This is a genomic window from Hoeflea algicola (genome assembly GCF_026619415.1).
Taxonomy (GTDB): Bacteria; Pseudomonadota; Alphaproteobacteria; order Rhizobiales; family Rhizobiaceae; genus Hoeflea; species Hoeflea algicola.
This window is the reverse complement of the sequence record NZ_JAOVZR010000001.1, coordinates 3,676,977-3,692,721: the sequence shown is the minus strand read 5'-3', so window position 1 is coordinate 3,692,721 and position 15,745 is coordinate 3,676,977. Positions and strand designations below refer to the sequence as shown.

Below are 15,745 nucleotides of genomic sequence, written 5' to 3'. Positions count from 1 at the left end.
GTTGTGCCGGGGTTTATTCTCCAGCAAAAATCAGTAAAACAGGCGCGACTGCGCGCCCGGTCGCAGTGAGGAAAAGGAATCCTTTATGAGCCGTTTTGATGTCCTGTGCATCGGCAATGCGATTGTCGATATCATTGCCCGCTGCGACGAAGAATTTCTTGTCGACAATACAATTATCAAGGGCGCGATGAACCTGATCGACGCAGAGCGCGCCGAACTCTTGTATTCGCGTATGGGACCAGCGATCGAAGCCTCGGGCGGCAGCGCCGGCAACACCGCAGCCGGTCTCGCCAGCTTCGGTAGCCGTTCGGCCTATTTCGGCAAGGTCTCGGCCGATCAACTCGGCAAGATCTTCAGCCACGACATCCGTACCCTGGGCGTGCATTTCGATACAAAACCGCTCGACGGCACACCACCAACCGCGCGGTCGATGATCTTTGTCACGCCGGATGGTGAGCGGTCGATGAACACCTATCTCGGCGCCTGCGTCGAACTTGGTCCGGAAGACATTGAAGCCGATGTCGTCGCCGAAGCCAAAGTCACCTATTTCGAAGGCTATCTGTGGGACCCGCCGCGGGCCAAGGATGCGATCCGGCTCGCCGCCGGGATCGCCCACAAGCACAACCGCGAAATGTCGATGACGCTATCAGACCCGTTCTGCGTCGGCCGCTACCGGGAAGAGTTTCTCGAGCTGATGCGCTCGGGCACCATCGACATCGTGTTCGCCAATGCGGAAGAAGCCAAATCGCTTTATGAGACCGACAATTTCGAACATGCGGTGTCGCAGCTGCGCAAGGACTGCAAACTCGCGGCCATCACCCGCTCCGAGCACGGTTCGGTCATTGTTCGCGGTGATAAGCGCGTTGATATTGACGCCATTGAAATCGACGAGGTGGTCGACACCACCGGCGCCGGCGATCTCTATGCAGCGGGCTTCCTGCATGGTTACGCGGCCGGAAAGCCGCTTGACGTCTGTGGCAAGCTGGGCAGCCTCGCTGCCGGGCTGGTGATCCAGCAGATCGGACCAAGGCCGCAGCTCTCGCTCAAGGATGCAGCCAGCAAGGCCGGGTTCATCTGAACCAGGTTGCCTCATGCGCGTCACGTTCAAATCGCCTTAATTTGACGTGACTGCGCCTGCATTGATTGAAGCTGATTACTACTGCGTGCTTCGTGCATCCAGTCGGATGCCTGACGCGATAGGTTGAGGTGAGGTCGCGTCTCTCTACATCACATCTTCGGGCGGGCGACCAGGCCGCGGCCGGTAGGGTGAGAAGGCCCACCCAAAGCGGATCGCGCCGCCGCGCACGGCAAAGGCCGAAACCACGCCGATGGCCGAGGCTACAACCAGCGGCGCGCCAAACAGGCTGGCTGCTACAAACACGCCGGCACCGGTCAATGCCGCGGAGACATAGATCTCCGGGCGCATCAGCACCGAGGGTTCGCCCGCAAGCAGATCTCGCAGGATACCGCCGAAGGTCGCCGTCATCATGCCGGTGACAATCGCCGTGATCGGCGAGCCGGTCAACGCCAACCCCTTGGCCGCGCCCATCACCGCGAAGGCGGCAAGGCCAATGGCATCAAGCCAGAGCAGGAGGCGATAGCGGGATTCAACCAGGTGGGCAGTGAAATAGACCAGCGCGGCCATGGCGACGCAGACGACCAGGTAGGCCGGCTTTTGCACCCAGAACACCGGGGTCTCGCCGAGAATGAGATCGCGGAAGGTGCCGCCGCCAATGCCGGTTACGGCAGCCAGGAAACCGAAACCGATCATGTCGAGCTGCTTGCGCGACGCGGCAAGCGCGCCGGTGGCGGCGAATACCGCGACACCGGCATAATCAAGGCCTTCAAGCGGGGTCATGGGTCTCTCCTGCCCCGCCGTTCGGCCGGGCCCTGATCAGGCGTCTTTTTCGGCTTGCGGGTTGGGCGCGCCGGGTTCGGGAGCCATCTCCCGGGGGCCGCCCTTGGCGACACCGACCATGGCAGGCCTGAGCATCCGATCAGCAATCACGTAGCCGGGCTGAACCACCTCGATGACGGTGTTGTTGGGCACCTCCGTGTTGGGCACCTCGAACATCGCCTGGTGGAAATTCGGATCGAACTTCTGACCTTTGGGATCAAGCTTCTGCACGCCATGGCGCTCCAGCGAGGCAAGCATAGCGCGTTCGGTCAGTTCCACGCCTTCAACCAGGCTCTTGAGCCCGTTGTCGACAGCGCCGTCCTGCTGTTCCGGCACGGCGGCCAGCGCGCGTTGCAGGTTATCGGAAACCTGAAGCATGTCGCGGGCGAAGCCGGAAATCGCATAGGCCTTGGCGTCCCTGACTTCGCGGGCGGTGCGGCGACGCAGGTTTTCCATTTCGGCAGCCATGCGCAGACGCTGGTCCCTCAGATCCTCGATTTCGGCCACAAGTACCTGAATGGAGTCAGCCTCGGCGGACTGAGACGCCTCGGCGGGGTTTGCTGACTGCGGTGCGGTAGCCTCCTCCGGCTTGTCCTGTTCGCGGCCTTGGCTTTCATCGCTCATCATGTGGATGTCCTGTTCGTTACGATTGTTTTCTCAGGGAGTTGCACCGCATATCGACGTTCGGGCGGTAAAAATCAAGGCCCGACGGGATTGTTCGCAGGTTTGAAGGCGACATCTGCCGCGGCTGGGCCGGATCTAGTTGCGCACCAGCCTGGACACCAGTTGCGCGGTGTAATCGACCATCGGCACGATCCGGGCATAATTCAGCCGGGTGGGGCCGATAATGCCGACCGCGCCGACCACCTTGTCCTCGGCATCGCGCCAGGGAGCAACGATCAGTGACGATCCCGACAGCGAGAAAAGCTTGTTCTCTGAGCCGATGAAAATGCGCACGCCCGGACCCTGTTCGGCCAGCGTCATCAGTTCAACCAGGCTTTCCTTGCGCTCAAGCTCGTCAAACAGCATCCGCAGCCGGTCAAGTTCGTCGCCGGCGGTCAAGCCATCGAGCAGATTGCCACGACCGCGCACGATCAGCCGCGCTGCGCCCTTGTCCTCGGTGCCTGCCCAGACGGCGAGGCCGCGCTCGACAAGATCGCGTGACAGCACATCGAGTTCATTGCGCACTTCCTCGGAAATGCGTTCGAGCTCGCTACGCACTTCCGACAATGTGCGGCCGGCAAGGTGGGCATTGAGGAAATTGGCGGCTTCGGTCAATTGCCCGGCGGTCACGCCCTCGGGCAATTGCATGACCCGGTTTTCGACCTGGTCGTTGCCGCCCACCAGCACGACCAGAGCCCGGACCGGATCCAGCCGTATGAATTCGATGTGACGGATCATCGTGTCCTGCTTGGCGGCGATCACAAGGCCCGCGCCCCGGGTCATGCCCGAGAGCATTTGGCTGGCTTCGGTCAGCAGCGTCTCGACCGGCCGGCTGGGATCCTCGGGGCGGACCTGGCGCTCGATGTTCTCGCGCATTTCCGGTTGCAGATTGCCCACCTGCATGAAGGCGTCGACAAAGAACCGCAGGCCTTTCTGAGTCGGCAGCCGTCCGGCGCTGACATGCGGCGCGTAAATCAGGCCGAGTTCTTCAAGGTCGCTCATCACATTGCGGATCGATGCCGGCGACAGCGACATCGGCAACATTCGCGATAGGCTGCGCGACCCGAGCGGATCGCCTGAATCCATGTAGCTTTCCACCAGCGCGCGGAAAATCTCCCGGGACCGTTCGTCGAGCGTTCCGGCGAGTTCGGCCGATGTAGATGTGCTGATCATGGTCATACGCTGTGTCCTTGAGGGGTCGTCGATGCCGCTCGTCCATCTCTGAATATAGGGACATGCGGGCAAACACGGAAGGGGCATGCCACGCATGCCCGGCAGTGTACGAATTACCGGGCTCGGCGGCTACCGGCGTGGGCGCTGTTTTGCTTTGCATAATGGCGTCGGCACCGATAGAACCCGGAAAAATCAAATTCAGGAGACACATCATGCGTCCATCGGGCCGGAAAACAGATCAGATGCGGGCGGTCAGCTTTGAACGCGGCGTATCAAAACATGCCGAGGGCTCCTGCCTGGTCAAGTTCGGCGATACCCATGTGCTGTGCACCGCGAGCCTCGAAGAGCGGGTTCCGCCATGGCTGCGCAACGGTGGCAAGGGCTGGGTGACGGCCGAATACGGCATGCTGCCGCGCTCCACCGGCGATCGCATGCGCCGCGAAGCAAGCTCCGGCAAACAGGGCGGACGGACGCTGGAAATCCAGCGGCTGATCGGACGCTCGTTGCGCGCCGTGGTCGATCTGGAAGCGCTCGGCGAGCGTCAGATCACGGTGGATTGCGATGTCATCCAGGCCGATGGCGGCACCCGCACGGCGGCCATCACCGGCGCCTGGATCGCGCTGCATGATTGCCTGAAGTGGATGGAAGAGCGCTCCATGGCCAAGGTCGACCGGGCGCTCAAGGACCACGTCGCCGCCATTTCCTGCGGCATCTTCGCCGCCCAGTCGGTGATGGATCTGGATTATCTGGAGGATTCGTCAGCCGAGACCGACGCCAATTTCGTCATGACCGGGTCCGGCGGCATCGTCGAGATTCAGGGCACCGCCGAGGGCGAGCCGTTTTCGGAAGAGCAGTTGCATCAACTGATGGCGCTGGCCAAGACCGGCATCGCCGATCTGGTGGCGTTGCAGAAGTCTACTGTCGCCTGACACTGGGGAATAGAGAATGGCACACGCACCGCTGAGCGAGATTCTGGTCGCCAGCCGCAATGCCGGCAAGATCGCAGAGATCCGCGATCTGTTCGGCCCACTCGGCGTCTCGGTCACATCGGCAGCAGAGCTTGGCCTTTCCGAACCCGAGGAGACCGGTGATACCTTCGAGGCCAACGCCGCCACCAAGGCGCTGGCCTCGGCCCGGGCATCGGGCAAGATGGCGCTGTCGGATGATTCCGGCCTGGTGGTCGATGCGCTCGACGGCGCGCCCGGCGTCTATACCGCCGACTGGGCGACCATGGCTGATGGCACACGCGATTTTGCTGCGGCCATGCAGAAAGTGGAAGATGCGCTGCAGGCTCGCGGGATAACCACCGATGCCGAGCGCACTGGCCGCTTTGTCAGCGTGCTGTGTCTGGCCACGCCCGAGGGCGAGGTCAGCTTCTACCGCGGCGAGGCGCCTGGCGTGCTGGTCTGGCCACCGCGTGGAAACTCCGGCTTTGGCTATGACCCGGTGTTCAGGCCTGATGGTCATGAGCGCACCTTTGGCGAAATGACCGCCGAGGAAAAGCACGGCTGGAAACCCGGCCAGAGCCAGGCGCTTTCACACAGGGCGCGGGCCTTCAAGCTGTTTGCCGAACAGTGCCTGGGTGTGCCCGCAACGTGAGCACTCTCCTGTCGCCATTGCCAGCAACGGCGCCGAATTCTGGTTCGACGCTGGCGCCGGACACCGGCAAGCCCGGATTCGGGATTTATCTGCACTGGCCGTTTTGCGCAGCCAAATGCCCCTATTGCGATTTCAACAGCCATGTCCGGCATGCTGGTGTTGATCAACAGGCCTATATCGCTGCGTTCCGCGCCGAGATCGCTGCCATGCGTGCGCTCTCCGGCCCGCAGGTCGTTACCAGCATCTTTTTTGGCGGCGGCACGCCGTCGCTGATGGCGCCGGAAACGGTGGGTGCCATTCTCGACGCGGTGCGCGCGGCCTGGGTGGTGCCCGACGGCATCGAAATTACGCTGGAAGCCAATCCCTCAAGCGTCGAAGCGGGCCGCTTTCGCGGCTATCGCGACGCCGGCGTCAACCGGGTATCGATGGGCGTGCAGGCGCTCAATGACTCCGACCTGAAACGGCTCGGACGGCTGCATGACCGGGCTGATGCGCTCAAAGCCATCGGTCTGGCTCGGGATATCTTTCCGCGGATGTCGTTCGACCTGATCTACGCCCGTCCCGACCAGACACCGCAGGCCTGGGCCGCGGAATTGGAAGAGGCGATCTCGCTGGCCGCCGACCACCTGTCGCTCTACCAACTGACGATTGAGGAAGGCACGCCGTTTTATGGCCTGCACAAGGCCGGCAAGCTGATCGTGCCGGATGGCGATCTGTCGGCCGAACTTTATGAACTGACCGGTCAGGTTTGCGACAGCCATGGGTTGCCTGCTTATGAGGTGTCTAACCACGCCCGGCCGGGCGCCGAAAGCCGGCACAATCTGACCTATTGGCGCTACGGCGATTACGCCGGCATCGGTCCCGGCGCGCATGGGCGGTTGTCGACCGCCGACGGCAAGATTGCCACCGCAACCGAACGGACTCCGGAGAAATGGCTGTCGCTGGTTTCAGAAACGGGCCACGGCATGATCGAGACCAGCGAACTCACCCTATCCGAACAGGCCGACGAATTGCTGCTGATGGGTCTGCGATTGCGCGAGGGCATTGACCTGAAGCGCTGGCAGGCGTTGTCGGGCCGCGAACTCGACCCGGAGCGAACCAGTTTTCTGGTCCAGCACGGCATGATCGAGGAAATGGGGCCGGAGCGGCTGCGCTGCACGCCGCAAGGCATGTTGGTGCTGGATGCGGTGGTCGCAGATCTGGCTATCTGAACACTTGCATACACGGCACCGTGCGGGACGGTGATCAGCCCGCCATCCGGGCTGGACCGGTTGTTTGCGGAAGAAAACGTTCAAGCTGGCTGGCGGGCACCGGAGGCGAGTAGAAATAGCCCTGGACCAGCCTTCCTCCGAGCTTTTTCAGCGCGGCAAGCTCTTCACTGGTCTCGACACCCTCAACCACGCAGCCGAGCCCCATGTCGGAACTGAGTGCCAGCAGGGATTTGACGATCTTGTAACTGGCGGGGTTCTGGTCGAGATTGGAGACGAAACTGCGGTCGATCTTGATCTTGGTCAGCGGCAGGGCATGAAGCTGGCTGAGGCTGGAGTAGCCGGTTCCGAAATCATCCAGAGCGATCCCGCATCCAAGCAATTGCAGCATCTCGATGGCCGCCTTGGCCTGGGCGAAATCATGGAGCATCGCGGTTTCGGTGAGCTCCAGATCCAGCCGCTGCGGATCGACGCCGCTTGCCAGGATGGTACCGACAATGAGCGACACTGCCTTGGAGGAGCTGATGTCATGGGCCGACAGGTTAAATGACAACCCCACATTATCGGGCCACTGAGAGGCCGTCGCCAGGGCCTTTTTGAGCAGAATGCGGGTCAGCTCGCTGATCAGGCCTGCCCGCTCGGCGACGGGGATGAAGTCAGAAGGCGGCACATTGCCGAGCACCGGACTGGTCCAGCGCGCCAGCGCCTCGAAGGCCATGGTCTTTCCTGTGTCGATGGCGATGATCGGCTGATAGAAAACCGTCAACTCGGTATTCAGATCGGCATTCAAAAGCGCCTGTTCAATCCGGGTGTTCTGCTCGATCTCAACCATATGCTGCTTGGTAAACAGCAGCGGGTGGCCACGGTTGGTGCGCTTGCTGCAATAAAGCGCATAATCGGCACGCTCATAAAGTTCCTGCGCATGACCTGCGGTTTCCGGATAGACCGAAAAACCGATCGACCCGGATATCTGCACGGTAGCTTCGGCCAGCACGAAGGGAGCGCGCAGCGCCGCGCATATCCGTTCGCCCAGAGCCAGCAATGCGCCATCATCAGGACAATCAACGACGGTCAGGGCGAACTCGTCACCACCGAGCCGGGCGATATGGTTGCCGTCTCCTGCCTCATCGGCAAGCCGTTTGCCGACCTCGACCAGCAGCCTGTCGCCGACCTTGTGTCCGTAAAGATCATTGACGGGTTTGAAGCCATCGAGATCAATCACACCGACAGCGAGTCGCTTGCCTTCGGCCTCGCCAAACAAGCCTTCAAGGCGGGTGAAGAATTCACGACGGTTGGCGAGCCCGGTCAGGCTGTCGAGATTGGCCAGCCGGGCATTCTCCTTGCTGATCGTCTCCAGTTCGGCGCGGGCACTGACGGCGCCGGAGAAATGCCGGAACTGAACCGCCACCACCAGCAACAGCGCGACGGAAACCAGCACCAGGTTGACCGCCATGCCCATGAACGAGGTGATATCGGCGAGAGCGAAATAGGTCACGAAAACGCAATTGACGACGATGGCGACCATGATGGTCGCCGACCGCAATTGCTGCAGACAATTGATGACGCCGAGGCCGGTTATGGCGATGAAAAAGGCAATCGAGCCCTGCATATAGGGATCGCCATAGGGAAACAGCGCCAACGCCCAGCCGGTCATCAACACGGTAAGCAGAAATGCGAGTCGGGTGGTGAGCGTGAGCGCCCGATGCGCGTATTCGGCGGTCGGAACCATGTGCCGCAACCGCCACCAACCAACAAGGCGAGCACCGCAAACGGCGGTAAACCCGAGCGGAATGTAGAGCGAAAGCCACAATGGCGCGGTCGACAGGAATGTGATGGAGAGCGCCCAGGCATTGATGAGCACAATACTGTACATCAACGGAACCTGACTGGAGACAACCTCAAACTGGGCCCGGAGCAGATCGGTATTTTCCGAGGGAACCGCAATGGAACTGGAGATGCGGTCAAGTATTTTCCTGATCAAAACTGAACCGCCATCACTCTGGTGCCACAAGGAATTATTTTCGATATTGCTTTGACTATACTTTTAGTTTGTTAAGTTGAGGTTTCATGTGCGCTACGATACGCCGCCAGATTGTGCAGCCAGGGGCGTAAAACTTCCAGAACACGGCGGCAGATGCGGTCATAGAGGCAACAGACAACTGTTTGATAAAACCTGCTTCGCGTTGCATCAAAACCCGAAACATATCTTCCTTGCAGTAAGTCGCCAGGGCTACGCGCCTTCCCATGGTTAACAATTGAGGGTGGCTGAGAACTGACTCATCTTAATTATTGCCTAATAATCACTTGTTACAAAAGCCCACCAATACATGGGAGTAATAGCGAATGCTCAGAGCCTTTCAGCTGCTCAACGGCATAACCGGCAGAATCACAACGCGACTGGTCGTCATTGTTTCAATCTCGATCCTGATCACCGCTACCCTTGGATACGTCAAACTCTACGAAGTGACGGCAACCAATTCCGCCGTGCGTATCGACCGTGCGGCGCGCGCGGCAACTGCGCTTTTTGCCGAACAGCTCAACAACGAGTTTGTGGAAATCCACGCCCCCGACGGCGCCCCGCTGGCACTAAGGCTGAAAGCCGATACCGCCGACGTTTCGCTGTCTTTCCGCACTCAACACGACGCACTGCTGAAAGACATCGGTCAGATAAACCAGGGTGCTGCCAACCTGTTCAAGTTCAATCCGCATACCAGGGCATTCGACCGCTTTGCCACCACCTTTCGCAAGCCTGACGGCTCGATGCCCCCGCCGATGTCGATCAAGGCTGGTCATCCGGCTTACGAAGACCTGAACAACAACCGCCCCCACCTTGGCGAAGTGCCGGTGATGGGGCGGATGCGTCTTGCCTACCTGACCCCGATCCAGACATCACTCGGCGCGGTCGCGGGAGCGCTGGCTGTCGATGTCGGTTGGGTGGACGACCTGATTGCAGCGCGCGACGAGTTACGCACACAGGTCACGATCGCCGCCGGGCTCGTGCTGGTGCTGGTCGCCGCGCTGGGCGCCTGCTTCATGAGCACCGAATTGAAGCCGTTGCGTGTACTGGCCAAACTCGCCGACGATCTCGTCGCTGCCGGACCATCCGGCACGGTGCCCTACATGGAACGAAACGACGAAGTCGGCGCTCTGGCGCAGGGGCTCGACCGGGTTGTGACCTTGCAAGGCAAGCTTGCGCAGCTGGCCTATAGCGATGATCTGACCGGGCTAAGCAACCGCTGCCGGCATCTCAACGAACTCGAAGCCGCGCTGCGCGAGAGCCACTCAGGCGCCGGCAAATGGACGCTGGCGCATCTCGATATCGACAATTTCAAACAGATCAACGATGCCTACGGACAAACCACCGGCGACGACCTGCTGAAGCTCGCGGCTGCGCAGATCAAGGATGTTTTTGGCCCCGATGTGCTGGCCGCACGGCTGACATCGGACCATTTCGTGGTCCTGATTGGTGGCGACAATTCAGCCTCGAGGGCCTGCGCACTCACCGAAAAGCTGCTTGATGGCTGGCGGCAGCCGCACCAGTTGCCCGCCGGAGAAATCCACATAACCGGCTCTGCCGGCATCGTGCTTTTGCATCAGGACGCCGAGGACGCTGATCAAGCCAATCGGAACGCCGAACTGGCGCTGCGCAAGGCCAAGGCCAGCGGCGGCGATCAAGCTGTGTTCTTCACATCTGATCTCAACGACGCGTTCCAGGAACAGATACAGATGGAACGACTGCTGCGATCAGCAATCGAAGCCCGCGAAATCGAGATCTACTTCCAGCCGCAAATCAACCCAACTTCACGTGCTTTGACCGGCCTTGAGGTCCTGGCCCGGTGGACCCATCCGAACGAAGGGCCGATTTCGCCCGCCCGGTTCATTCCGGTAGCCGAAGCCAGCGGACAGATTGTCGAGCTGGGAACACTGATACTCGATCTCGCCTGCGAGCAGGCGGCGAAATGGCGCCGGATGCAGTTCGAGTTCAAACATATTTCCGTCAATGTTTCGCCGATCCAGCTGTGGCAGAGCAATTTCGTCGGCCTGGTCAAAGAGACGCTCGCGCGCCACGGCCTGTCGGGGCACGATCTCTGCATCGAGATCACCGAAAGCGTGTTCGTCGATCACAGTGAACACCGCATCGCAGCGGTGCTTTCCGCCATTCGGGCGCTGGGCGTCTCGCTGTCGCTTGATGATTTCGGTTCGGGGTATTCTTCGCTGGGCTATCTCAACCGGCTGCCGTTCGACCAGCTCAAAATCGACCGTAGCTTCGTCTCCGATGCCGACACCGATTACCGCAAGCAGCGGGTCCTGCGCGGCGTGCTCGAGCTTGGCCGCGGCCTCGGCTTCAATCTGGTGGTGGAGGGAACGGAAACCCTTGAAGAGGTCAAGGTGGCGACAAGCACGGGCTGCGATTCGGTTCAGGGTTTCTATTTCGCCAGGCCGGCACCGGCCTTGCTGATTCCGGAACTGGTGAACAGGATCGCCCGCACGCGACCAGCCCCCAAGGCGATCCCGGCCTGACACCCGACATCTTGCCGTTGTTTTTTGCCCCGTTCCGGCCTATCCCGTTAGGGCACGCTCGAACCCGGATACCGGCTGGCCCGCATCCAAAAAATTCAGATGGCGGCGGAGCGAAAATGACACGCAAGCACACACAGAGCCGAGCCGAAACAGACGCCGGCAAAGCCAGTGATCCGGCTGCGCAGCCTGAGCGACAATTCCGCATCGGCGCGCATGAGGTGGACGCTCGACCGCTGTCGCCGGGGCTTTATCTGGTAGCCACACCGATCGGCAATCTCGGTGACATCAGCATCCGCGCGCTGGAAACGCTCGCCGGCGCCGACATCATCGCCTGCGAGGACACCCGCGTCAGCCGGGTGCTGCTCGATCGCTTCGGCATCACCACCCGGCCTTACGCCTATCACGAGCACAATGCGGAGCGCGTCGGGCCGAAACTGATGGCCGCGCTTGATGCGGGAAAGAGCGTGGCGCTGATATCTGACGCCGGTACGCCGCTAATTTCCGATCCCGGCTACCGGCTGTCGCAAACCGCAATCGAGGCCGGCGTGCCGGTGATTCCGATCCCAGGCGCCTCGGCGCCGATGGCAGCGCTTGTGGCTTCAGGCCTGCCCAGCGACGCGTTCCTATTTGCAGGGTTTCTGCCGTCCAAGGACAAGGCCCGGCGCGACCGGCTTGGCGAATTCAAGACGGTAGCTGCGACGCTGATGTTTTTCGAAAGCCCGAACCGGCTGGCCGCCTGCCTAAAATCCGCCGCCGACGTACTCGGAACGGACCGGCCGGCCGCCGTCTGCCGGGAGCTGACCAAGGCCTTTGAGGAAGTGCGGCGCGGGCCGCTTGGCGAACTCGCCGCACAGTATGAAGACGAGAATGTGCGCGGCGAGATCGTGCTGGTGATCGGCCCCGGTTCGACGCCGTTGCCTTCGGAGACCGATGTCGATGCGCTGCTGGCCAAGCTCGCAGCGGAGCTACCCGCCGGCAAGGCCGCAACTGAGGCGGCGCGGCTGACCGGGTTTCCGCGCAAGGATCTCTATCAAAGGCTTCTGGACATGAAGGACCTCGCTGCGAAAGGTGAGGCGTGAGCGCGGGCGACAGGCTCGCTCGAAAACGGCGTTCCGAACGCATCGGCCGCCGCGCCGAATGGCTGGCGGCCCTTGCCCTGCTGCTCAAGGGCTACCGGATACTGGCGCTGCGCTACCGCACACCGGCAGGCGAGATCGACCTGGTGGCACGCAAGAGCGACCTGATTGCCTTTGTCGAGGTCAAGGCACGCCGCGATCTGGCTTCGGGGGTTGATGCCGTGAGCTACGCGGCGCAACGACGGATTCTGGCTGCGGGCGAGTTGTTCATCAGCCGACAGCCCGATTCAGCCCAGCTTTCCTGGCGTTGCGACATCATGGTGGTCAGCCGCTGGCGCTGGCCGGTACATTTGCAGGATGCGTTTTGAAGGTTGACCGCTTGCGGATTGCGTGACGGACCGGTGAAGCGCCGCGGCTCAGGCCCATGGCCGAAACTGACATGTGAAGATCTGTGCTCCGTGATTGCTGCGAGGTCGTCTGCGCCGCCAACCTGGTGCACCGCGTTTGCTGGCGGGCAAGGGTTTAGGCGCGCGCTCACAAGACCAAGTTTCCATTGATCCGTTGGGCAGCCTTCTGAAAAGACCGCCACGCGCTCGTACCCCTTGGATGATCTCCGCACGAAACGGGACTTTCCGAGCATTCCGACTGCTCCCCCGTTGCAATCCCCCCACCCACACCCTATGTGGAAGTCAGCAGATTGGTGGAGACTTCAGCCCTATGCCCAATATCCAGAATGTCGCGGTCCAGATGGACCATGTGCGCTCGATCAAGATTGCCGGCGATTCCACCTTCGCCATGTCGCTGGAGGCACAAAACCGCGGTTACAAGCTGTTCCATTACACGCCGGACCAGTTGTCGATGCGCGACGGGCGCATTGAGGCGGTGGCCGAGCCGATGCTCCTGCGTGATGTCGAGGGCGACCATTTCGAGCTCGGGCCGCAGGAAAAAATCAATCTGGCTGACATGGATGTGGTTCTGCTCAGGCAGGATCCGCCGTTCGACATGGCCTACATCACCTCGACGCATCTGCTCGAACGGGTTCACCCCAAGACACTGGTGGTCAATGATCCGGCGTGGGTACGCAATTCGCCGGAGAAGATCTTCGTCACCGAATTTCCCGACCTGATGCCAAAGACCCTGATCAGCCGCGATCCGGCGGCGATCAATGATTTCCGTGCCGAGGTCGGCGACATGATCCTCAAGCCGCTTTACGGCAATGGTGGCGCCGGGGTGTTCCACATCAAACCCGACGACCGCAATCTCGCCTCGCTTCTGGAAATGTTTGCGCAGATGTATCGCGAGCCGTTCATCGCACAGGAATACCTGCCGTCGGTGCGGGCCGGAGACAAGCGCATCATCCTGATTGACGGCGAGCCCGTCGGCGCGATCAACCGGGTGCCGGCGGAGACGGATGCGCGCTCCAACATGCACGCAGGCGGCCGTGCCGAGCACAGCGAACTGACCCCGCGCGAGCAGGAAATCTGCGCCCGCATCGGCCCGTCACTGAAACAGCGCGGCTTCATTCTGGTCGGTATCGACATCATCGGCGACCTGATGACCGAGATCAATGTGACCTCGCCCACCGGCTTGCGCGAAATCAAGAATTTCGGCGGCCCGGATGTGGCGGCATTGTTCTGGGATGCGGTGGAAGCACGGCGGGCGTAGGGCCCACGTTCCATTGCATTGATGGTTGACGAAAGGTTTTTGGCGTGGTGCACAGCGTGGCGGGGGATCCGCCCGGATTTGCCAAATATTTCCCTATATTTCAGTAAAAACCCGCATAGGCTGTGCCAAAAAGCGTTCTACGCGCACAACCTGACACAACCTGAAATCGCGTTATCGGCGCATGTGTTTCCATATTGTTCTTGTTTCATTCCCATTTCTGTGTTTTTGTGTCGAAATACTCGCGCATAGCGAGCAAGCTACGACATAAAGCGCGTCGGGAGGAAACAGGGAAAATGGTTGCGCGGGTCAGTACGGTTGCATTCGAAGGCATCGACGCGGTGCCGGTCGACGTCCAGGTGATGGTGGCGCCGGGCAAGGTCGGCATGCACATTGTCGGGCTGCCCGACAAGGCGGTGGCAGAAAGCCGCGAGCGGGTGCAGGCGGCGCTGCACGCCTCGGGGTTGGCGCTGCCCGCCAAGAAAGTCACGGTCAATCTGGCGCCAGCCGATCTGCCCAAGGAAGGCAGTCATTTCGATCTGCCGATCGCGCTGGGGCTGATGGCGACGCTGGGCGCCATCCCCGGCGACGCGCTCAACGGCTATGTGGTGCTGGGTGAACTCGCGCTGGACGGCACCATTGCCACGGTGGCCGGCGCGCTACCCGCCGCAATCGGCGCCAATGCGCTTGGCAAGGGGCTGATCTGCCCGGCAGGGTCCGGCCCGGAAGCCGCCTGGGCGGGTGCGGAGATCGACATTCTGGCGCCACGCTCGCTGATCGCCATGGCCAATCATTTCCGCGGCACGCAGGTGCTGGCGCGCCCCGAACCGGCAATGCGCGCAGCCCCGGCCAATATGCCGGACCTGTCCGACATCAAGGGCCAGGAAACCGCCAAGCGCGCGCTGGAAGTGGCCGCGGCCGGCGGGCACAACCTGATCATGGTCGGACCACCCGGATCGGGCAAGTCGATGCTGGCGGCGCGGCTGCCGTCAATCCTGCCGCCGCTGTCGCCAGCCGAACTGCTTGAAGTGTCGATGATCCATTCAATTGCCGGGCGGCTGGCGGGCGGCAAACTGTCCGACAGCCGGCCGTTCCGCGCGCCACATCATTCGGCCTCGATGGCGGCGATGGTGGGCGGCGGCTTCAAGGCGCGGCCCGGGGAAGTATCGCTGGCCCATAATGGCGTTTTGTTTCTCGATGAATTTCCCGAATTCACGCCGCAGGTGCTCGATTCACTCAGGCAGCCGCTGGAGACGGGCGAGAGCGTGATTGCCCGCGCCAATCACCGGGTCAGCTATCCGGCCAATATCCAGCTGATCGCAGCAATGAACCCGTGCCGTTGCGGCATGGCCGGCGAGCCGGGACACAGCTGCGCCCGCGGTCCGCGCTGCCAGAGCGATTACCAGGGCCGCATTTCCGGCCCGCTGATGGACCGGATCGATATCCGCATCGATGTGCCGGCGGTCACCGCCGAGGATCTGATCCGGCCGCAGGCAGCAGAGAAAAGTGCCGACGTGGCGGCTCGGGTGGCGCGTGCCCGGGCACTGCAACTGGACCGCTACCGAGCGCTCGGGCGCCCCGATATCCGCACCAATTCACAATGCTCGACGGCACTGGTTGAGCAGATCGCCAAGCCCGACGCCGGCGGCCAGGCACTCCTGAGCGATGCGGCCCAGAAGATGCGGTTTTCGGCCCGCGCCTATCACCGGATTCTCAAGGTGGCGCGGACACTCGCCGATCTTGACGGCGTCGACACCGTTGGCCGGATTCACCTGGCAGAATCGATCTCCTACCGGATCGCCACCGAGCGCGTGGCCGTGGCGGCGTAAGCGCCGTGGCACCACCTGCATTTATCACTGCCCGGATGATTGCCGGGCGGTCGGTTCGCCAATTGTTTGGCGGTGTTGTTCCGCAATATGACTAATCCGGCCAGGCGGAGAATCCTC

At 61.6% G+C, this 15,745-nt stretch carries 13 protein-coding genes; 9 read left to right on the top strand and 4 right to left on the bottom strand.

Annotated elements, in window-relative coordinates; all coding sequences use genetic code 11:
• Window positions 1–85 precede the first annotated feature (85 nt).
• Complete coding sequence (locus tag OEG84_RS17980) at window positions 86–1,078, top strand: adenosine kinase (protein WP_267655004.1); 993 nt, start codon at window positions 86–88, stop codon at window positions 1,076–1,078.
• A gap of 144 nt (window positions 1,079–1,222) precedes the next feature.
• Here the strand turns inward: OEG84_RS17980 and OEG84_RS17975 are convergent, their stop codons facing one another.
• From OEG84_RS17975 to hrcA, 3 genes are all read right to left on the bottom strand, one after another.
• Window positions 1,223–1,858: a trimeric intracellular cation channel family protein gene (locus OEG84_RS17975; protein ID WP_267655003.1), complete on the bottom strand. Its 636-nt coding sequence runs from the start codon at window positions 1,856–1,858 to the stop codon at window positions 1,223–1,225.
• Window positions 1,859–1,894: 36 nt separating this feature from the next.
• Complete coding sequence (grpE, locus tag OEG84_RS17970; protein ID WP_324288266.1) at window positions 1,895–2,530, bottom strand: nucleotide exchange factor GrpE; 636 nt, start codon at window positions 2,528–2,530, stop codon at window positions 1,895–1,897.
• Between the two features lie 126 nt (window positions 2,531–2,656).
• The gene (gene hrcA / locus OEG84_RS17965; protein WP_425602868.1) at window positions 2,657–3,739 is read right to left on the bottom strand and encodes a heat-inducible transcriptional repressor HrcA; all 1,083 of its coding nucleotides are present in this window, start codon (window positions 3,737–3,739) and stop codon (window positions 2,657–2,659) included.
• A 206-nt stretch (window positions 3,740–3,945) separates the two neighbouring features.
• Between hrcA and rph the strand changes: the two genes are divergently transcribed.
• Genes rph through hemW form a run of 3 tightly spaced genes read left to right on the top strand, consistent with a single transcriptional unit; the run spans window position 3,946 to window position 6,543 of the window.
• Window positions 3,946–4,662 carry a ribonuclease PH gene (gene rph / locus OEG84_RS17960; protein WP_267655001.1) on the top strand — a complete coding sequence of 239 codons (717 nt, stop codon included), beginning with the start codon at window positions 3,946–3,948 and terminating at the stop codon, window positions 4,660–4,662.
• A 16-nt stretch (window positions 4,663–4,678) separates the two neighbouring features.
• On the top strand, window positions 4,679–5,332 hold the full coding sequence (gene rdgB, locus OEG84_RS17955) for an RdgB/HAM1 family non-canonical purine NTP pyrophosphatase (RefSeq protein WP_267655000.1): 654 nt from the start codon (window positions 4,679–4,681) through the stop codon (window positions 5,330–5,332).
• Window positions 5,329–6,543, top strand: coding sequence for a radical SAM family heme chaperone HemW (hemW, locus tag OEG84_RS17950; protein ID WP_267654999.1), 1,215 nt, complete (start codon window positions 5,329–5,331; stop codon window positions 6,541–6,543). The genes rdgB and hemW overlap by 4 nt, the downstream gene beginning before the upstream one ends.
• Window positions 6,544–6,577: 34 nt before the next feature.
• On the opposite strand, the gene OEG84_RS17945 is transcribed toward hemW, so the two are convergent.
• Complete coding sequence (locus tag OEG84_RS17945; protein WP_267654998.1) at window positions 6,578–8,413, bottom strand: putative bifunctional diguanylate cyclase/phosphodiesterase; 1,836 nt, start codon at window positions 8,411–8,413, stop codon at window positions 6,578–6,580.
• Window positions 8,414–8,883: 470 nt separating this feature from the next.
• On the opposite strand from OEG84_RS17945, the gene OEG84_RS17940 reads away from it, so the two are divergent.
• The 5 genes from OEG84_RS17940 to OEG84_RS17920 all read left to right on the top strand — a co-directional run bounded on the left by OEG84_RS17940 (window position 8,884) and on the right by OEG84_RS17920 (window position 15,628).
• Entirely contained in the window at window positions 8,884–11,061 is a 2,178-nt protein-coding gene (locus tag OEG84_RS17940) for a putative bifunctional diguanylate cyclase/phosphodiesterase (protein WP_267654997.1), read from the top strand.
• A 116-nt stretch (window positions 11,062–11,177) separates the two neighbouring features.
• Window positions 11,178–12,140: a 16S rRNA (cytidine(1402)-2'-O)-methyltransferase gene (rsmI, locus tag OEG84_RS17935; protein WP_267654996.1), complete on the top strand. Its 963-nt coding sequence runs from the start codon at window positions 11,178–11,180 to the stop codon at window positions 12,138–12,140.
• Window positions 12,137–12,505: a YraN family protein gene (locus OEG84_RS17930; protein WP_267654995.1), complete on the top strand. Its 369-nt coding sequence runs from the start codon at window positions 12,137–12,139 to the stop codon at window positions 12,503–12,505. Before rsmI ends, OEG84_RS17930 begins: the two co-directional genes overlap by 4 nt.
• Window positions 12,506–12,854: 349 nt before the next feature.
• Window positions 12,855–13,802 (top strand): glutathione synthase, encoded by a 948-nt coding sequence (gshB, locus tag OEG84_RS17925; RefSeq protein ID WP_267654994.1) that lies wholly within the window; start codon window positions 12,855–12,857, stop codon window positions 13,800–13,802.
• 293 nt (window positions 13,803–14,095) lie between these two features.
• Complete coding sequence (locus tag OEG84_RS17920; RefSeq protein ID WP_267654993.1) at window positions 14,096–15,628, top strand: YifB family Mg chelatase-like AAA ATPase; 1,533 nt, start codon at window positions 14,096–14,098, stop codon at window positions 15,626–15,628.
• The last annotated feature ends 117 nt before the right edge of the window (window positions 15,629–15,745 follow it).